We start from the raw sequence: 18,739 nt of genomic DNA, 5'->3' as shown, positions 1-18,739 counted from the left end.
CTACTAAGGTTTGAAAGAAGGGGACTTCGTGAATAAAGAGACATTACAATTATTTCGTACGTTAACAGAATTACAAGGTGCATCAGGTTTTGAACATGATGTGCGCCGTTTTATGAAGCAAGAATTAAGCAAATATGCTGATGAGATTGTACAAGACGGTTTAGGTAGCGTATTTGGCCTGAAAAAAGGGGACGAAACTGGCCCGCGTGTTCTTGTAGCAGGTCATATGGATGAAGTAGGTTTCATGGTTACGCAAATTACGAAAAATGGGATGCTTCGTTTTCAAACGCTAGGTGGCTGGTGGAGCCAAGTACTATTAGCTCAGCGTGTACAAGTTATGACGAAGAATGGTCCTGTTATTGGGGTTGTTGGTTCTATTCCTCCTCATTTATTAAGTGATGCGCAACGTGCAAAACCGATGGATATAAAAAATATGTTAATTGACATAGGTGCAGATAGTTATGAAGATGCGATTGAAATTGGCATAAAGCCAGGGCAACAAATCGTGCCAATCTGCCCATTCACGCCAATGGCAAATGAAAAGAAAATTATGGCGAAAGCTTGGGACAACCGCTATGGATGTGGCCTTGCTATCGAATTGCTAAAAGAATTAAAAGATGAGACATTACCAAACACACTATACTCTGGTGCGACTGTACAAGAAGAAGTAGGTCTTCGCGGAGCACAAACTGCTGCAAATATGATTCAACCAGATATTTTCTATGCGCTTGATGCAAGTCCAGCAAATGATGCATCTGGTGATAAGACGCAGTTCGGTCAATTAGGAAAAGGAGCTCTTCTTCGCATTTATGACCGCACAATGGTAACGCATAGAGGAATGCGCGAATTCATTTTAGATACAGCAGAAACACATAACATTCCGTACCAATACTTTATTTCACAAGGTGGTACAGATGCGGGCCGTGTACATACAAGTAACTCTGGTATCCCATCAGCAGTAATTGGTGTTTGTGCACGCTACATTCATACACATGCTTCTATTTTACATGTTGATGATTATGCGGCAGCGAAGGAATTAATTACGAAGCTTGTGAGAGCGACGGACAAAACGACGTTAGAGACAATTAAGAATAACGCGTAGAGAGGAAGAAGGGAAAAAACCCTTCTTTTTTTAGGTTGAATAGATGCCCCAGCGATGTATGGTAGCGGTCAGTGCTTAATGGGTGCTCGAATGATGTATAAAAACCCCGGGTAGGAAGTGAGAGGAAGGCTGTTTTTGTGTTCGAGGACGGTAATGTTGAGGGAAGCCACCTTCTTTTTTAGGTTGAATAGATGACCCAGTGATGAGTGGTGGCGGTTAGTGCTTAATTGATGCTCGTAACCCCCAGGTATGAAGACTGATTCTATGTTCAAGGCTAGCATCGGGACAAAATGATGAATTTATATAGAGGTGAGTGAAATGAAGGTAGTAGTTGGATCGAAGAATAAAACGAAGGTTGGGGCTGTGGAGAAGGTTTGGAAAGATGCTGAAATTACATCTCTTTCTGTTCCGTCGGGAGTAGCAAACCAGCCTTTCTCAGATGAAGAGACGATGCAAGGAGCAGTAAATAGAGCGAAGAGAGCGTTGCAGGAAGGTGAGGCTCATATCGGCATTGGGCTAGAAGGCGGCGTTATGAAAACGGAGCATGGGTTATTTATGTGTAACTGGGGTGCTTTAGCGACGATTGAAGGTAAAACATTTGTTGCAGGCGGGGCACGTATTAAGTTGCCAGACGATTTTTTAGCACCGCTTGAAGAAGGAAAAGAGCTAAGTGAAGTGATGGAAGAGTTTGTAGAGCGAAAAGATATTCGTAGTCACGAAGGTGCTATCGGTATTTTTACAGATGATTATGTCGACAGAACGGAATTATTTGTACACGTGGTTAAGTTACTTGTTGGGCAGTATAAGTATGATGAAAAGCAAGCATAAACCTTGCACCACGCGCGATGTATGGTAGTATAAAGAAAAGATTATAGTGTGAAAAAAGTGCACTCGTTAGAGGAGGAAATATAGATGAAATCATTAGAAAGCATGGAACAATTCCAAGAATTAAAAAATGAAGAGAATGTAGTCTTCATGTTCTCAGCAGAATGGTGCCCAGATTGCCGTTTCGTTGATCCATTTATGCCAGAAGTAGAAGAGAAGTATAGTGATTTCTCATTTTACTATGTAGATCGTGATGAGTTTATTGATTTATGCGTGAAAGTAGACGTATTTGGCATTCCAAGCTTTGTAGCGTACAATAAAGGTGAAGAAACTGGACGCTATGTAAATAAAGATCGTAAAACACAAGAGCAAATCGAAGAGTTTATTGAAGGTTTAAAATAAGACAATTAGCCAATTGAATTGTAAAAACAACCTCTACCTTCGCGGGGGAGGTTATTTTTTTGGAAGGGAGGAAAAAGAGATGAAAATGACAAGTAAAAAGATGAAAGACGAGTTAATGAAGAAATTATCTCGACCAGAATGGGGCTTTCAATATGATAGCGAGAAAGAAGTTCTTCGTATTGAACAAACAGACTCGAAAAAAGGTATTAACGTATCACTTCCAGGAGTAGTGGCAAAATGGGAAGTGAACAAAGAAAAAGCGATTGAAGAGGTCGCTTATTACGTACAAGAAGCGCTAATTGCAATGCATAAAGAAGAAAATAGCACGGCGAAAATTTTACCTGTTATTCGCTCTACTTCTTTCCCGAAACAATCAGAAGAAGGAAATCCGTTTATTATGACGGACCATACGGCGGAAACACGTATTTACTATGCGCTAGATTCTAATAAAACGTATCGATTAATTGATGAGCACTTATTGCAAAAATTAGAGCTTACAGAGCAACAAGTACGTGAAATGGCATTATTTAATGCTCGCTCATTAGGTTATGAATTTAAGCAGGACACAGTAGCAGGTAATACATTCTACTTTTTAAACACAAATGATGGATACGATGCGAGTCGTATTTTAAACGAATCGTTACTACACTCGATGCGTGAAAAGATCTCTGGTGATATGGTTGTTGCAGTTCCTCACCAAGATGTATTAATTATTGCTGATATCGTCAACGAAATCGGTTATGATATTATTGCACAAATGACAATGAAATTTTTTGCCGAAGGGCATGTTCCGATTACATCACTTTCATTCGTATATGAAGATGGAGACTTCGAACCAATCTTTATTTTAGCGAAGAATCGGAAGAAGACAGATGGAAAAGAGAAAGGATGAACGAAGTGAACGTTTTTTACAACCTTGAAGGAATTGGTGACACTTTAATTGTTACCTTACAAGATATTACTTTAGAAAACCGTACATTTGACCGCAAAGGAGATGTTGCTCGCGTTTATGATCGTGAAAGCAACGTAACAGGAGGATTCAACATCTTTAATGCGTCTTCTTATGTAGAAGTAACAGACAACGGAAACGTTACATTAACAAAAGAATTTGTTGAAAAAATTAACGACATTTTAGCGAAGAACGGCTTTGAAGAAAAAGTAGAAGCTGATTTCACGCCGAAATTTGTTGTAGGCTATGTAGCTGAAAAAGAAAAGCATCCAAATGCTGATAAATTAAACATTTGTACAGTAGAAATCGGTACAGAAACATTACAAATCGTATGTGGTGCACCAAATGTTGATGCAGGACAAAAAGTTGTTGTTGCAAAAATCGGTGCTGTAATGCCAAGTGGTATGTTAATTAAACCAGCTGAACTTCGCGGTGTTCCTTCTTCTGGAATGATTTGCTCTGCACGTGAGTTAGAGCTTCCAGATGCTCCACAAGAAAAAGGTATTCTTGTATTAGAAGATAGCTTTGAAGTTGGACAAGAATTTAAATTTTAATTGATGTTAGAAAAGTAGTCTCGCATAAGTGAGGCTATTTTTTTATGCGAAATTCCTAGCATTGTAACGTTTCCTCTCAAAATCTATATTGTATTTTAAAAATGGATTAGGTAAAATTTAGAAAAAAGAAGGGGATAGACGTATGAAACAACAACCAAAAATTGCAGAACTTCTGAAACGAATTGAAACTTCAAAACAGCAAGATATCGAGTTAGGTTCCTATGAAATATATGTGTTTAGTGAAAGTGAATTAGAAAAAGGGCAAATGGGTTACCGATATGATAAACATAAAAATTCATTAATAAGTAATGAAAGCGGAAAATGGCAAGAAGGATGGATTGTTATCGGATATGAAACGGATATGGGAGATCCTGTTTTTGTTAATGTAGATGAAGATACTTACCCTGTTTATACAGCTGAGCGCGGTACGGAAACGTGGCAACCGATTTATATCGGGAATATGGATGATATTATAAAAATACTATAAGAAAGTGCTTTGAGTCCGGTGCAAAGTGATAGGAGAGAAAAATGAAGTATATAAAAATAATGAGCGCCATTGCAGTCATTGGAATATATATGGGAGGTTGTTCACAAGAACAACAGAAAAAAGAAACAACATCTTCTGTACAAGAAAAAAACAACGATAAAAAAGAAGACGCACCGGTAGAAAAGCAGCAGGAAGAGCAAGTAAAGAAAGAAGAGCCGCAAGCTATTCAAACGATTGAGCAAGCAGAGCCTAAGCAGGAGGAAGTGCCGACCACAGAAAAGAAAGAAGCAGTCCTACCTGAGCAGCAAACTGAGCAGCCAGCGCAAAATAATGAGAAAAAAGTAGAGAGTAATGAGAAACAAGAGAAGTTTCTCGTTGTAATTGATCCAGGGCATCAACAAAAGGCGAATTTAAATCTAGAGCCAATTGGCCCAGGGGCAACTACGCAAAAATATAAAGTAACAGACGGAACAGCGGGAGTTGTAACGAAAAAGAGGGAATCAGTTCTTGTATTAGAGATGGCTTTTATATTGAAAGAAAAACTGGAAGCAAAAGGTATACAAGTATTGATGACGAGAACGTCACATGAGGTTGATATAAGTAATAAGGAACGAGCGACATTCGCGAATGATCATAAGGCGAATTTATTTTTACGTCTTCACGCGGACGGTTCTGAAAATCCAAACCAAAGTGGGTTCGCTGTATTGACGCCAGCGGAAGGAAATCAATATACGAAAGAAATCTATGCTGAAAGTCTTCAAGTCTCTCAAACAATTGTAAACAAAATGAGGGGAAATCATCAGGTGAAAGTAAATGGAATTAAATTTCGAGATGACCTTTCTGGATTTAATTGGTCGAAAGTACCTGGAGTACTATTAGAACTCGGATTTATGTCAAACCCAGAAGAAGACAAAAAATTATCTGACCCACAGTATGTAAATTCTTTATTACAAAGTGTGACGGATAGTGTAGATGAATATCGGAAAAATAAAGCTTAAACTGCAGTCTTATATGGAAGGCTGCTTTTTTCTATACACAAAACACTCGTAAATTAGAATATTATGGATAAAGTTAATATGCTTAATTTTACCTGCACTTTTTGCCGAATGCTGATACAATAAAGGTTGTTACTATTTAGTAGAAAGAGTGGTAAGCATGTTAGATTGGATGAAAAAGCTGTTTAACAAAGAGGAAGAAAAAACAGCGATAAATAAAGAAGTACCAAAGCAAATTGCAAGTCAGCCGAAAATTCCTCGTGTAAACCACTACACTGAAGCAAGAGAAGCACAAATGGCAAGTCGGAATGCAGGGAAATGCCGTTTTCCATTAATACCAGACAATGGCTTCGATGAGGAGGATGTAAGAGAACTGCCTAACTTTGAAGAACAGCCTACTCAAAGAGGAATAAAGGTGGAAAGAAACAGACGACTGTATGTGGAAACAGAAGCACCTACATATGAGGAACCGGAATTGCAATATGAACCGGAACCAGAGCCTGTCGTAAAAAAAGCATTCGTACCGTCACAAGAAAGTAACCGTAGACCATTTCGTCCAACAGAAATGATTTCTCCGATTTATGGATATAACCGTCCTTCAGTAGAAACGAAGGTTGTGCAGGAGGAAGAAAAGGAAAGAGAAGATCTTGAAATATCTGTTGAAGGAAAAGCTGTTGTTGACGCATGGTTAGAGAAAAAGGGATATACATTATCTGACTTTTCGGGAGTTCTACAAGGAAGTTCATCTGTTAAGAACGGAGTGAACGAACGAAGTAATAAAGTAGAAGAAAAATCGGTTGTGGATGCATGGTTAGAGAAAAACGGTTACGAAGTTGAACGTCAAGCCCCTTCATTAGAAGAAAGCCTAAGTGATGATTTGCTTCATAAAACAGTAGGACAGCATGTGGAAGAAGAGGCTTCAATTGTACAAGCCTTGAAGCAGGAGCAAGATGTAGTGGTGTTATCATCTACAGAAGATAACGAAGAAACTTTACAAGAAGAGTCAATAGATTCTAAAGTAGAGCATGTGTATTCGATATTAACAGAAGAAAATGAATGTAATATAGAAATAGAAGAAACTGTTGCTGAAGTTGCAGCAAATCAAGTCGAAGAAGAATCCTTAGAAGATGTAGTGATTGTAAAAGCAGATGAAAAGCTTGAAGAAACAATTACTATAGAAATACCAGATGCTTTTGAAGAAGAAGCTAAGGAAGAAGCAGGAGCTGTGGAATTAGAAGGATCTGAGGAAGCAGAAGAAGTTGTGGAGTTAGAAGAAGCTAAGGAAGCAGAAGTTGTGGAGTTAGAAGAAGCTAAGGAAGCAGAAGTTGTGGAGTTAGAAGAAGCTAAGGAAGCAGAAGTTGTGGAGTTAGAAGAAGCTAAGGAAGCAGAAGTTGTGGAGTTAGAAGAAGCTAAGGAAGCAGAAGTTGTGGAATTAGAAGAAGCTAAGGAAGCAGAAGTTGTGGAGTTAGAAGAAGTTAAGGAAGCAGAAGTTGTGGAATTAGAAGAAGCTAAGGAAGCAGAAGTTGTGGAATTAGAAGTTGCGGAATTAGAAGAATCTGAGGAAGCAGAAGAAGTTGCGGAGTTAGAGGAATCTGAGGAAGCAGAAGAAGTTGCGGAGTTAGAAGAATCTGAGGAAGCAGAAGAAGTTGCGGAGTTAGAGGAAGCTAAGGAAGCAGGAGAAGTTGTAGAATTAGAGGGATCTAAGGAAATAGAATCAGTTACGGAATTCGCATTAGAGGAAACTCCGCAAGAAGAAGTAATTGAAGAAACGATGAATACAGAGTCGTTAGAAAATATAGCAGTTGAAGAGCAACCAGTGATTTCTCAGCAAGAAACAATTGAGTTCATGGAAGAAAGTGAAGTATTCGTACCAGTTTCAGAAGCAGATGAGCAAACGAAGAAAGATGTTCAAAGCTTTGCGAATGTTTTAATTGAAGAAACTGAAGAAAAGAAACAAGTTGTTGAAGAACAGCCTGCTGCACAAAAAGAAGAGCCGAAACGTGAGAAAAAGCGTCATGTTCCATTTAACGTTGTCATGTTAAAACAAGACAGAAAGAAGTTAATGGAAAGACATGCGGTAAGAACGAACGTAACGCAATCTACTGTTGGTGAACGAGTAACGGAAAAGCCAATGCAGCAAGTAGCGGTAGAAGCCAAAGTGGAAGAAAAACCGATGCAGCAAGTAGCGGTAGAAGCCAAAGTGGAAGAAAAACCAATGCAGCAAGTGGTAGTAGAAGCTCAAGTGGAAGAAAAACCAATGCAGCAAGTGGTAGTAGAAGCTCAAGTGGAAGAAAAACCGATGCAGCAAGTAGTGGTGGCTGAACAAGTACAAGAGAAAGCATATGTTGTAAATCAAAAAGAGAACGATATGCGCAACGTACTACAAACACCACCGAAATATGAACTTCCGTCATTAACGTTGTTGTCGATTCCACAGCAGGCAGCATTAGATAATACGGAGTGGCTAGAAGAACAGGAAGAATTATTAAATACGACATTTAATAATTTCCATGTTGGAGCACATGTTATTAATGTGTCACAAGGGCCGGCGGTAACTCGTTTTGAAGTACAACCAGACCCAGGTGTGAAAGTAAATAAAATTACAAATTTAAGTGATGATATTAAGTTAAGTTTAGCTGCGAAAGATATTCGAATTGAAGCGCCAATTCCGGGGAAGAGTGCAATTGGAATTGAAGTTCCGAACAAGGAAAGTAAGCCAGTATTCCTTCGTGAAATTTTAAGAAGTCCTGTATTTACAAAGAGTGAATCACCGCTTACAGTTGCGCTTGGACTTGATATTTCAGGCGATCCAATTGTAACGGATATTCGAAAAATGCCGCATGGACTTATTGCAGGCGCAACTGGTTCAGGGAAAAGTGTGTGCATTAACGCAATTTTAACGAGTATTTTATATAAAGCGAAGCCGCATGAAGTGAAGTTGATACTAATTGATCCGAAGATGGTTGAGCTTGCACCATATAATTCTGTTCCACATCTTGTAGCACCTGTTATTACTGACGTAAAAGCAGCTACAGCTGCGTTAAAGTGGGCGGTTGAAGAGATGGAACGTCGTTATGAATTGTTTGCTCATGCGGGTGCTCGTGATTTAACTCGTTACAATACGATTGTAAGCGGGAGAGAAATCCCAGGTGAGACATTACCTTATATTGTAATCGTCATTGACGAGTTAGCGGACTTAATGATGGTTGCTCCTGGTGATGTTGAGGAAGCGATTTGTCGTATTGCACAAAAAGCTCGTGCTTGTGGTATTCACTTATTAGTTGCAACGCAGCGTCCATCTGTAGACGTTATTACAGGTTTAATTAAATCAAACATTCCAACGCGTATTGCGTTTACAGTATCATCTCAAGTTGATTCGCGTACGATTATCGATATTGGGGGCGCGGAGAAATTACTTGGCCGTGGTGATATGCTATTTTTAGGAAACGGCACATCTAAACCAGTTCGTGTACAAGGTGTATACGTATCAGATGATGAGATTGAAAGAACCGTTGATCATGTGAAAAAGCAAATGAAGCCAAATTACTTATTTAAGCAAGAGGATTTATTAGCAAAATCAGAGCAGAGTGAGTCTGAAGATGAACTGTTTTTTGATGCATGTCAATTTGTTGTAGAGCAAGGGGGAGCGTCCACATCTTCTGTACAGAGAAAATTCCGCATTGGTTATAATCGCGCGGCACGTCTAATTGAAGAGATGGAATCGCAAGGGATTATTTCTGAAGCAAGAGGAACGAAACCGAGAGATGTCCTTATTTCCGAGGATGAATTTGCCGCTATGCAGGAAACGAATGTATAGTAAACGGTTTTGCTGTATACTAAGAGAAAATGTTGGATAGTAAAGTAGGGAGTAAAGCGACATGAAAGAAATTGAATTAAAATTAAAAGGTGAAATAAATCGACTAACGAATAAAACATTTAAATTTGATGAACGTGTTGGAGAAGGCTGGTTCTCTGCCGTTTACTTTTTAAAAACTAGAGAAATCATTGAAGAATTTCGCCCGAAAAGTGTTGTAACAATGCAGTTTTTCCAAAAAGAAAATGCAGTTCTTTGCGGAGCAGATGAGGTAATCGCATTGCTACAAACATTTGCCAAAAATCCTGAGGAATTAGAAATTCATTCTTTAAAGGATGGCGATAATATTAGTCCGTTTGAAACAGTTTTAACAATTCATGGTCCTTATGAATACTTCGGCTTTTTAGAAGGTGTAATTGATGGGATTTTAGCTCGTCGTACATCAGTTGCGACAAACGTATATAACGTTGTCCAAGCTGCACGTAGTGTAGATAAAGAAAAACCGGTTATTTTCATGGGAGATCGTGACGATCATTATACTCAACAAGCTGGTGACGGCTATGCGGCATACATCGGAGGTATGAGCGCACAAGCGACGCATGCAATGAATGAATGGTGGGGCAGAAGTGGTATGGGGACGATGCCTCACGCTTTAATTCAAATGTTTAATGGTGATGTTGTTGAAGCAGCAAAGGCATATCATAAAAAATTCCCAGAAGATGAATTAGTCGTACTAATTGATTACAACAATGATGTCATTACAGATGCACTTCGCGTAGCGCGTGAATTTGGATCAACATTAAAAGGTGTACGTGTTGATACGTCTCGTACAATGATTGATCAATACTTCATTCGTCACCCAGAAGTACTTGGAACATTCGATCCGCGTGGTGTAAATCCATCGCTTGTATTTGCACTTCGTAAGGCTCTTGATGAGGAAGGGTTCCAACATGTAGATATCGTTGTAACTGGTGGGTTTGATGAGAAGCGTATTCGTGAATTTGAAGCTCAAAATGTTCCTGTCGATATATACGGAGTAGGAAGTAGCTTATTAAAAATGAATATTGGTTTTACTGGTGATAACGTAGAATTAAATGGAAAACCAGAAGCGAAAGCTGGTCGTAAATACCGTCCAAATCCACGTCTAGAGCGTGTTCAATTAGAAACAAAAGAAGATATGTAAAAGCGAGAAAAACTGATAGGTGATTGACCCTATCAGTTTTTCTGTTATCATAGTATAGCGGCTTGTTTTTTGCTATAATAAATGTGTTATGGACATAAAAGAAGTACGTACGAGTTTATCACTGATAAGTGAATATAAAAAGAAATTCACTGCATCAGAAATGTATGATGATTACCAAAATAAGAAAAGATTCATATACTGTCTTATAGATAGGCCGTTGTATTAGTTCGAAATGTTGGAGGTTCTTTAAGATGACAGTTTACCATTTTGTAGGAATTAAAGGAACAGGAATGAGTTCATTAGCACAAATTCTTCATGACATGAAGCATACTGTTCAAGGGTCTGATTATGAAAAGCGTTTCTTTACACAAACAGCATTGGAAAAGCGTGGTATTTCCATCCTTCCTTTTGATAAAAATAATATTAAAGAAGGACAAGTGATTATCGCGGGAAACGCATTTCCTGATACGCATGAAGAAATCGTAGCAGCAAAAGAATTAAATATCCCAGTACATCGTTACCATCACTTCTTAGGTGACCTTATGAACCAATACACAAGTGTTGCGGTAACGGGTGCACATGGAAAAACATCAACTACTGGTTTGTTAGCCCATGTAATGCAAGGTGCACACCCAACATCTTACCTTATTGGAGATGGAACTGGGCATGGGGTAGAAAATAGTAAGTATTTTGTATTTGAAGCTTGTGAGTATCGTCGTCATTTCTTGTCTTACTATCCAGACTATGCAATTATGACAAATATTGATTTCGATCATCCGGATTATTTTTCAGACATCAATGATGTATTCAGTGCATTCCAAGAGATGGCATTGCAAGTGAAAAAAGGCATTATTGCATGTGGTGATGATGATGAACTTCAAAAAATTCAAGCGAAAGTACCTGTTATTTTCTATGGATTTGGAGAAGATAATGATTTCCAAGCACGTAACATTCAAAAGAGAACTGATGGTACTATATTCGATGTATTCGTTCGTAATACGTATTATGACACGTTCAAAATTACAGGATACGGCGATCACAGCGTATTAAATGCATTAGCAGTTATCGCGCTTTGCCATTACGAAAATGTTGATGTAGAAGCGGTTAAACATCAACTAACAACATTTGAAGGTGTTAAACGTCGCTTTAATGAAAAACCGATGGGAGAGCAAGTTATCATTGATGACTATGCACACCATCCGACAGAAATTAATGCAACGATTGAAGCAGCTCGTCAAAAACATCCAGAGCGTGAAGTTGTCGCTGTATTCCAGCCACATACATTCTCACGCACAGAGAAATTTTTAGATGAGTTCGCGGAAAGCCTAAGTAAAGCTGACCAAGTATATTTATGTGATATTTTCGGGTCAGCACGTGAAAACAAAGGTGAATTAACAATTGAAGATCTGCAAAAACGTATCGATGGCGCAGAGCTAATTACAGATACAACAACAGAGGTATTAAAGAAACATAAAAACGGCGTTCTTATTTTCATGGGCGCAGGTGACATCCAAAAATTCGAAGCAGCTTACGTAAAAGAAGTTCAAGTTGCAGAGAAGTAAGAAGAAAGACGCATAGCTATGGCTGTGCGTCTTTTTGTTGTGTTCGATATATTTTAAAAAGCGTTGATATGTTGATATTGTTTGTTCTTTTTGTATTGTTGTTTTAATAAAACGATATACAGTGAAATGAAAATTACATATCCAATTAAATAGTAGAATGAAAACATATCGAATTGCTTTGTTGCCATGAGTCGAATAGCAAAAAAAGCAAATGGAAGTGCAATTAATAATCTAGTGCTAAAGGAAATCATTGTTTTAAAGAATTTTAATAGATCTGTATTCCAGTGATTTTCTCTAAAAATAAACCAAATGTTGCTTGCGATAAAAGCTAATAAAAATGGTAAATTAGCTGAGATATTTATAAAACCAAGTGCGATAGGTATTGATAAAGCACCAAGCGGAGCAATTGATAGACCTGTATAGTATTTAATAAATGTATTTGTAGAGTGTTTCGCATCATGAATAACATCTGTATATTCTGCTGCGATTTCCTTTGCTAATTCTTTTGGAGGAAGAAATTCTTCAATAACTTGTTGTGAGATGATTGCTAAGGATATCTCGTCACTTTCTTTACTTAATGCGTTTTCATATAAATCGGATTTGATTTCTAGCACATGTTGTTCTCTTGTTGACGTAGGTAACTCCATTAAACCTTTGTGAAAATCATGTAAGAAAGAAGCAATGAGTTCATTTGAAAAGAATTGTTCCTTGTTCATTTTTTATCCTCTCCTTTAGCTAATAACATTAGAGCGTGATAAACTGCGTCATAATCATTTAAGCGATTATGCAATATTTCTCTCCCTTCATCTGTAATCCGATAGTATTTTCTTTTCGGGCCATCACCGGACTCTTCCCAATAGGAAATAGCCCAATTGTTTTTTGTAATTCGATTTAAAATAGGATAAATCGAACCGTTTGGAATATGAAATACAGGGATTTCTTGTAGTGAACTTGTAATTTCATATCCATACATAGGCTGTTTGCTTATTAAAGACAAAATAGCCAGATCAAAAACACCTTTACGTAATTGAATTATAAAATTATCATTTTTTTCCATGCTTTAACTATATATGATTCATATCTAGATATCAATCATATATAGTGGTTATTCGTATATAAAAAAAGAAAGTGTGAATATTTAACATTTTGCATCTATAAGTGTTAGAATAATAAGAAAACTAAAAGGGGGCTAAAAAACATGTTCACACTCCGAGTAGATGATGAAATCGAATTACAACTATTAGAAAAACATCATAAAGAGGGACTATATGAATTAATAGATCAAAACCGTAATCATTTAAGAAGATGGCTTCCGTGGGTAGATGGGACGAAATCAGCTGATGCGTATAATGAGATTTTTCCGATGTGGTTAAAGAAATTTGCAGAGGGCGATGGGTTTGAAGCTGGCATACGTTATAAAGGAAAGCTCGTTGGGATGGTGGGGATTCATCCGGTGAGCTGGGGTAAGAAAGCTACGAGTCTTGGATATTATCTTGCAGAAGATGCTGGCGGAAAAGGTATTATGACGCGAAGTGTGAAGACTGTGCTTCATTATGCATTTGATAATTTAAAGCTGAATAAAATTGAAATACGTTGTGGTGTTGAAAATGCGAAAAGCCGCGCAATCCCAGAGCGTTTAGGGTTTAAGTTAGATGGAATTTTACGAGATGAAGAATGGGTGTACGATCATTTTCAGGATATTGCTGTATATAGTTTACTAGCTTCAGAATGGAAGGATATTCGATGAACGAGAAGATTTGTATTATTCCATATGAAAGTAAGTTCCAAGATGAAGTAGTAGATCTCATTGTTCATATTCAGCAAAAAGAGTACAATGTCCCAATTACGAAAGAAGAGCAGCCGGACTTACTAGAAATAGAAACGTTCTATCAAAGAGATTATGGAAACTTTTGGGTATCAACTTATGATGGTAAAGTGGTTGGAACGATAGCTTTATTAGATATTGGGAAGCATCAAGTAGCGCTAAGAAAAATGTTCGTGAAGAAAGAGTTCCGCGGAAAAGGATGGGGCGCATCAAGTATGCTACTTCAAACAGCAATTTCTTGGGCGAAGGAAAAGAATTTGGAAGACATTTATTTAGGAACAACAGTTAAATTTCTAGCAGCACACCGTTTCTACGAAAAGAATGGTTTTCAAAGCGCGAGTATAGAAGAGTTGCCAAAAAGTTTTCCAGTGCTAGAGGTAGATAAGAAATTTTATAGGTATACTGTTTAAAAAGGTCATTTATAAATGGCCTTTTTTTACGAACTAAAATGGAAAACATGGTATAATTTGGTTAGGTGGTGTGGGTATGAACTTTCCAATTCAGAGAAGTAAGTTAGGAATAATTTTCGTTAGTATAACGTTAGCTTTTATGGTGATATATCCAATAGTTATGTTCTTTACAAGAAAAGGGGATTGGGCTTCAGCTCTAATTGGGATGGGATTATGTTTTATTGTAAATGTCCCTCTCGTTTGGGAAATGTTCATTAAAAAACATAAAGTGGAAAATGGTATTTTAAAATACGGAATTTTAAATGACGACGTTGTATTAAAAGATATAAGAGTTGTTCGTCAAGTTGGAAAATCATTTGAGATTACAACGAATGCGTATAAAGTACATATGATTGCGATGCCGCAAGATCCGGATGAATTTTTGGCGCTTATCGCGAAAGAAAATCCATTTGTGAAAATAGAAATGGTAGGTAAGAAATGAAATATGTAAAACTTTTGTTTTGTTTGGAAATTTTGTTTGTGCTTGTTGGTTGCACTAGAGTATATATTAAATGGGAGCTGCCTTTATATGTCCCAATATTAATAGGTACTATCGCAGTGACGCTTTTATTTTATTTTCATTTTCAGCAAACAAAAAGCGAGGAAAGTAGTTCCGTATAAGGGGGATTAGAAATGAAAAAAATCTGTACGTTATTTTTGTTGCTACTAACCGTATCGATTCTAGTAATAGGATGTAGTGCGAAGAAAGAGAAGTCTGATGTTAGCTTAGAAAAGGCACAAAAAATTGAAATTGAATCGCTTACTGATTCGAGTGATAAAAAAACAATTACCGATAAGAAAGAAATCACAAAGTTGTTTGAATCAATCAAAATGGATGAGTGGGAAATGGAATCGGCTCCTATGGATACTCCGCAAGGGAAAACGTTTAAAATGTATCAAGAGGATACACCGAAATTATTAGATTCGAGTAAAGATAAAAAAGAGTTACATGAAATTGGTACTATGACAGTATATAAAGATGTCCCTTATGTTGAGATTGAAATGAACAATAAGAAAATGAGTTTTAAAGTACCAGAAGATGTGGCTAAAAAATTATTAGAGTATTAATGAAAAAGCGCTCGGATAGAATTCCGAGCGCTTTTCATATTATTTTAAGTTCTCTGGGTTTAAAGCTTCTAATTCAGTTACAACGAAGCGTCCGTCTTTACGGATTAGTACGTCGTCGAAGTAAATTTCACCGCCGCCGTATTCAGGGCGCTGAATGCATACTAAATCCCAGTGGATGTTAGAGTTGTTGCCGTTCCATGCATCGTCATAAGCTTGTCCAGGTGTGAAGTGGAAGCTGCCATCGATTTTTTCATCGAATAGAATGTCTCCCATTGGATGTAAGATGTATGGGTTTACGCCGATTGCGAACTCACCAACGTAGCGTGCGCCTTCGTCTGTATCGAAGATTTTGTTAATGCGCTCTGAATCGTTTGCAGTCGCGTCAACGATTTGGCCATTCTCAAATTTAAGTTGTACATTTTCAAATGTATAGCCGTTGTAAGGTGATGGTGTGTTATAAGAAACTGTACCGTTAACAGAATCGCGAACTGGTGCAGAATATACTTCACCATCTGGAATGTTTAAATGACCTGAGCATTTAATAGCTGGAATGTCTTTAATAGAGAATGTTAAGTCAGTTCCAGGGCCAGTTAAGTGAACCTTATCTGTTTTATTCATTAATGTAACAAGGCTATCCATTGCCTTATCCATTTTACCGTAATCTAAGTTACATACTTCGAAGTAGAAGTCTTCGAAAGCTTCTGTGCTCATTTTAGCAAGCTGTGCCATAGAAGCATTTGGGTAGCGAAGAACAACCCAGCGTGTTTTCGGAACACGGATGTCTCTATGAACCTTTTTACCAACTGTTTGGCCGTGAACTTTCATACGTTCACTTGGAACATCGGCTTGTTCGTTAATGTTATCACCAGAGCGAAGGCCAATGTAAGCATCCATATCTTTCATTACACTAGCTTCATATGCAGCGATTTGTTCGAAATGTTCTTCAGTAGCACCCATTAATAAAGAGCGATCTACTTGATGATCTTTTAAAGAAACGAATGGGAAACCACCAGCTGCATATGCTTCTTTTACAAGTGCTGTTACAAGTTCTTTTTGTAAGCCAAAGTTTTCAATTAATACTTTCTCACCTTTTTGTAATCGGATAGAGTAGTTAATTAAATTGTATGCTAACTTTTCAATACGTGGATCTTTCATATGTAAAGCCTCCCTACTAATTATGTATCCTCTCCTATTGTAACCTACTTAGTGGAATTTGTTGAATGATTTATGTTACAGTTAACGAATAAGTATGAAAATTCTAATGATAAGATAGGGATTAGAACGAAACGGAAAATGATTGTATAATAAGAGAAAGTATGAAAAAGATAAAGGAAGTGATGAAATGCAAGTTCTTTTATATGTAAGTGCGGCTATTATTGCGGTTGCTTTCGCTGTATTAGTAGTGTATGTATGCAGAACGTTGTTATCGGTTCAGAAGACGTTAGAAAACGTTGCAAGCACGTTAGAAGGTCTAGAAAAGCAAATGCAAGGAATAAGCGTAGAGACGGAGCAATTATTACATAAGACAAATGCGTTAGCTGATGATATTCAACAGAAGTCACAGTCGCTAAATAAAGTAGTAGAAGGTGTAGATGGAATCGGAACGACGATTCACTCTTTAAATACGAAGCTTCGCAATGTTTCAGAGTCTGTTACAGACGAAATTGAAAATAATGCAGATAAAGTAGCACAAGTTGTACAGTGGAGCAGCGCAGCAATTGAAGTATACAATCATTACCGTGCTACGAGACAAGAGAAAAAGATTGAAAAAGAAGAGCGTAAACTTGAGAAAGCTGAGCAGAAGGCTGAAAAGAGAGAGAAGCGCTCTAGACTTCGCATGAGAGGTGAGTAATGATGAGTATGATGAAGATTGAAACAATTGAAGAACTTGAAGCGTTAGTAGAAAAGAACGAGCCTTATGTTCTTTTTAAACATAGTACGACATGCCCAATTAGTCACGGTGCATATACAGAGTTTCAAGCGTATTGCGGTGAAGAAAGAGAAGTGCCAGCATATTACTTATACGTACAAGATGCGAGAGATGTTTCGAACCATGTTGCAGAGCAGTACAGCATTAAGCATGAATCTCCGCAAGTGCTATACATAAAAGATGGAATGGTAGTATGGCATACATCGCATTGGAATATTAAAAAAGAAGCTTTAGAAGAGAATGTAAAATAGGGGGAGGCAAGCGAAGGGCTTGCTTCTTTTTTATTTTGTTGCAATATATTTAATGGTACACTAGAGATACATTAAAACTAAGTAAATTGACTTTTGAAAGTGGGTTTTAAGCAATGAAGAAAATGGCGTTATGCATCGCAAGCTTAAGTTTATTACTGGGGGCTTGCAGCAATAATACTATTGAGAAGAAAGATGAAGTTGTACAGAAAGATACGAAAGAAAAAAGTATGATTCCAAGAACTGCTGTTTCTAAGGATTACTATAGAACTGTTATTCCTTTAAAAGAACAAAAGGTAATTAATACAGTTAATGTTAAAACTAATTCTAAACTAGATTTAGCAGAATATGAAAATGGTTTAATGGATATTGCTTCAAAAAAATTCGATACAGAAAATTACGTATTACAATTAAATCAATATATTCCAGAGAAAACAATTGATGAATTAGTTACGAAACAAGAAGTACCAGTTTTGACTAATATTATAGAACAGGACTACTTCGGCAAACAGAATTCAAATGAATTAAGCTTATCTGGTGTTGTTATTGGTTTATCTATGTCTTCAAGTGTATCTAATGAGGAAGCTATTTCTAAAGGTACTGAAGTCGCTAAGGGGCTTATAGAAGCTATTAATAAAAATGATAAATATAACAAATCTCCAATTACGTTTGCTATATTCAAGCAAGAAAGTACAAGTTCTTTAAAGAATGGTACTTATATTTCAAGCGCTACTGTTCAAAAGAATGAGACTAACCTTGGAAATTGGGATACTATTGATGAAAAGTCGTATTCGTATCCTACTCAAGAATTTGAGGGGGCACATGGAGAAGATAATGATAAGCTAAAGAATTTTTCTAAAGCAATGAAGGCATTTTCTCCAGGGGATTATATCCCTGTTAATGCTAAGATTTCTTATAAGCAAAATAAGATGGATAAATTAAAGATGGATATTGTCGTTAAATATAATGGTAAGTCAGAATTAATGGCACTCTCTCAAATAGCTGTTCAAAGTATGTTAGAACAATTCCCTAAAGATGCTAAAGTTCAATTACAGATAAAGTCCGAGAGTAAAATCGAGGCTGTTATTATAAAAGAGAAGAACAGCGATAAACCGTTTGTTTCTTTCCTATAAAATAAAAAAGACAGTTTTTTGGTCTTATCCCCGTCAAGTAGACAGCTTTTAAAAAAGACTAAGCAGCCATTGAGATTCGATATTCAATCGGAGCTCGATGATTGAGTCGTTTTTGGAATCGTTTGTAGTTATAATGATAGATGTATGTTTCAATTGCTTGAATCAATTCTTCTTTTGTTTGATAATAATTGAGATAAAACATTTCAGATTTAA

22 protein-coding genes are annotated in these 18,739 nt (G+C 37.1%); 18 read left to right on the top strand and 4 right to left on the bottom strand.

Annotated features, from left to right (window positions below; translation table 11 throughout):
* Window positions 1-28: 28 nt before the first annotated feature.
* The 10 genes from BWGOE10_RS23420 (at window position 29) to murC (ending at window position 11,873) form a co-directional block, all read left to right on the top strand.
* Window positions 29-1,102 (top strand): M42 family metallopeptidase, encoded by a 1,074-nt coding sequence (locus tag BWGOE10_RS23420; RefSeq protein ID WP_002123132.1) that lies wholly within the window; start codon window positions 29-31, stop codon window positions 1,100-1,102.
* Window positions 1,103-1,420: 318 nt separating this feature from the next.
* Window positions 1,421-1,930 carry a DUF84 family protein gene (locus tag BWGOE10_RS23415; RefSeq protein ID WP_070145161.1) on the top strand — a complete coding sequence of 170 codons (510 nt, stop codon included), beginning with the start codon at window positions 1,421-1,423 and terminating at the stop codon, window positions 1,928-1,930.
* Between the two features lie 84 nt (window positions 1,931-2,014).
* Window positions 2,015-2,329: a thioredoxin family protein gene (locus BWGOE10_RS23410; protein ID WP_002015619.1), complete on the top strand. Its 315-nt coding sequence runs from the start codon at window positions 2,015-2,017 to the stop codon at window positions 2,327-2,329.
* Window positions 2,330-2,408: 79 nt separating this feature from the next.
* Entirely contained in the window at window positions 2,409-3,221 is an 813-nt protein-coding gene (locus BWGOE10_RS23405; RefSeq protein ID WP_070145160.1) for a DUF1444 domain-containing protein, read from the top strand.
* A complete protein-coding gene (ytpR, locus tag BWGOE10_RS23400; RefSeq protein WP_070145159.1) occupies window positions 3,218-3,832 on the top strand; it encodes a YtpR family tRNA-binding protein in 615 nt (204 codons plus the stop codon). The genes BWGOE10_RS23405 and ytpR overlap by 4 nt, the downstream gene beginning before the upstream one ends.
* Before the next feature lie 142 nt (window positions 3,833-3,974).
* Window positions 3,975-4,319 carry a thiamine transporter gene (locus tag BWGOE10_RS23395; protein WP_070145158.1) on the top strand — a complete coding sequence of 115 codons (345 nt, stop codon included), beginning with the start codon at window positions 3,975-3,977 and terminating at the stop codon, window positions 4,317-4,319.
* Window positions 4,320-4,360: 41 nt separating this feature from the next.
* Window positions 4,361-5,317 carry an N-acetylmuramoyl-L-alanine amidase gene (locus BWGOE10_RS23390; RefSeq protein WP_070145157.1) on the top strand — a complete coding sequence of 319 codons (957 nt, stop codon included), beginning with the start codon at window positions 4,361-4,363 and terminating at the stop codon, window positions 5,315-5,317.
* A 157-nt stretch (window positions 5,318-5,474) separates the two neighbouring features.
* The gene (locus BWGOE10_RS23385; protein WP_070168310.1) at window positions 5,475-9,131 is read left to right on the top strand and encodes a DNA translocase FtsK; all 3,657 of its coding nucleotides are present in this window, start codon (window positions 5,475-5,477) and stop codon (window positions 9,129-9,131) included.
* A 61-nt stretch (window positions 9,132-9,192) separates the two neighbouring features.
* Window positions 9,193-10,311, top strand: a complete 1,119-nt coding sequence (locus BWGOE10_RS23380) for a nicotinate phosphoribosyltransferase (protein ID WP_070145155.1) — start codon at window positions 9,193-9,195, stop codon at window positions 10,309-10,311.
* A 251-nt stretch (window positions 10,312-10,562) separates the two neighbouring features.
* A complete protein-coding gene (gene murC, locus BWGOE10_RS23375) occupies window positions 10,563-11,873 on the top strand; it encodes a UDP-N-acetylmuramate--L-alanine ligase (RefSeq protein ID WP_070145154.1) in 1,311 nt (436 codons plus the stop codon).
* A gap of 53 nt (window positions 11,874-11,926) precedes the next feature.
* Here murC and BWGOE10_RS23370 read toward each other — a convergent pair whose 3' ends face one another.
* Entirely contained in the window at window positions 11,927-12,589 is a 663-nt protein-coding gene (locus BWGOE10_RS23370) for an HAAS signaling domain-containing protein (protein ID WP_070145153.1), read from the bottom strand.
* The gene (locus BWGOE10_RS23365; protein WP_070145152.1) at window positions 12,586-12,930 is read right to left on the bottom strand and encodes a PadR family transcriptional regulator; all 345 of its coding nucleotides are present in this window, start codon (window positions 12,928-12,930) and stop codon (window positions 12,586-12,588) included. Before BWGOE10_RS23365 ends, BWGOE10_RS23370 begins: the two co-directional genes overlap by 4 nt.
* A 141-nt stretch (window positions 12,931-13,071) precedes the next feature.
* Between BWGOE10_RS23365 and BWGOE10_RS23360 the strand changes: the two genes are divergently transcribed.
* The 5 genes from BWGOE10_RS23360 (at window position 13,072) to BWGOE10_RS23345 (ending at window position 15,215) form a co-directional block, all read left to right on the top strand.
* Window positions 13,072-13,620, top strand: a complete 549-nt coding sequence (locus tag BWGOE10_RS23360; protein ID WP_070145151.1) for a GNAT family N-acetyltransferase — start codon at window positions 13,072-13,074, stop codon at window positions 13,618-13,620.
* Window positions 13,617-14,108: a GNAT family N-acetyltransferase gene (locus tag BWGOE10_RS23355; RefSeq protein ID WP_070145150.1), complete on the top strand. Its 492-nt coding sequence runs from the start codon at window positions 13,617-13,619 to the stop codon at window positions 14,106-14,108. Before BWGOE10_RS23360 ends, BWGOE10_RS23355 begins: the two co-directional genes overlap by 4 nt.
* Before the next feature lie 76 nt (window positions 14,109-14,184).
* Window positions 14,185-14,589: a PH domain-containing protein gene (locus BWGOE10_RS23350; protein ID WP_070145149.1), complete on the top strand. Its 405-nt coding sequence runs from the start codon at window positions 14,185-14,187 to the stop codon at window positions 14,587-14,589.
* The gene (locus BWGOE10_RS30510) at window positions 14,586-14,768 is read left to right on the top strand and encodes a hypothetical protein (RefSeq protein WP_081338205.1); all 183 of its coding nucleotides are present in this window, start codon (window positions 14,586-14,588) and stop codon (window positions 14,766-14,768) included. Before BWGOE10_RS23350 ends, BWGOE10_RS30510 begins: the two co-directional genes overlap by 4 nt.
* Before the next feature lie 12 nt (window positions 14,769-14,780).
* A complete protein-coding gene (locus BWGOE10_RS23345; RefSeq protein ID WP_070145148.1) occupies window positions 14,781-15,215 on the top strand; it encodes a hypothetical protein in 435 nt (144 codons plus the stop codon).
* Window positions 15,216-15,254: 39 nt separating this feature from the next.
* Here BWGOE10_RS23345 and BWGOE10_RS23340 read toward each other — a convergent pair whose 3' ends face one another.
* On the bottom strand, window positions 15,255-16,370 hold the full coding sequence (locus BWGOE10_RS23340) for an aminopeptidase (protein ID WP_070145147.1): 1,116 nt from the start codon (window positions 16,368-16,370) through the stop codon (window positions 15,255-15,257).
* A gap of 187 nt (window positions 16,371-16,557) precedes the next feature.
* Here BWGOE10_RS23340 and BWGOE10_RS23335 point away from each other — a divergent pair, with 187 nt between their 5' ends.
* The 3 genes from BWGOE10_RS23335 (at window position 16,558) to BWGOE10_RS23325 (ending at window position 18,526) form a co-directional block, all read left to right on the top strand.
* Window positions 16,558-17,067 (top strand): DUF948 domain-containing protein, encoded by a 510-nt coding sequence (locus BWGOE10_RS23335; RefSeq protein ID WP_001197724.1) that lies wholly within the window; start codon window positions 16,558-16,560, stop codon window positions 17,065-17,067.
* Window positions 17,068-17,069: 2 nt separating this feature from the next.
* Window positions 17,070-17,396 carry a bacillithiol system redox-active protein YtxJ gene (gene ytxJ, locus BWGOE10_RS23330; protein ID WP_002145356.1) on the top strand — a complete coding sequence of 109 codons (327 nt, stop codon included), beginning with the start codon at window positions 17,070-17,072 and terminating at the stop codon, window positions 17,394-17,396.
* Between the two features lie 113 nt (window positions 17,397-17,509).
* On the top strand, window positions 17,510-18,526 hold the full coding sequence (locus BWGOE10_RS23325) for a CamS family sex pheromone protein (protein WP_070145146.1): 1,017 nt from the start codon (window positions 17,510-17,512) through the stop codon (window positions 18,524-18,526).
* 58 nt (window positions 18,527-18,584) lie between these two features.
* Here the strand turns inward: BWGOE10_RS23325 and BWGOE10_RS23320 are convergent, their stop codons facing one another.
* Window positions 18,585-18,728 (bottom strand): IS3 family transposase, encoded by a 144-nt coding sequence (locus BWGOE10_RS23320; RefSeq protein ID WP_180237180.1) that lies wholly within the window; start codon window positions 18,726-18,728, stop codon window positions 18,585-18,587.
* Between the last annotated feature and the right edge of the window lie 11 nt (window positions 18,729-18,739).

Origin of the sequence: Bacillus mycoides (assembly GCF_001757995.1) — a bacterium.
Taxonomy (GTDB): Bacteria; Bacillota; Bacilli; order Bacillales; family Bacillaceae_G; genus Bacillus_A; species Bacillus_A mycoides_B.
This window is presented reverse-complemented; position numbering and strand designations above follow the sequence as displayed.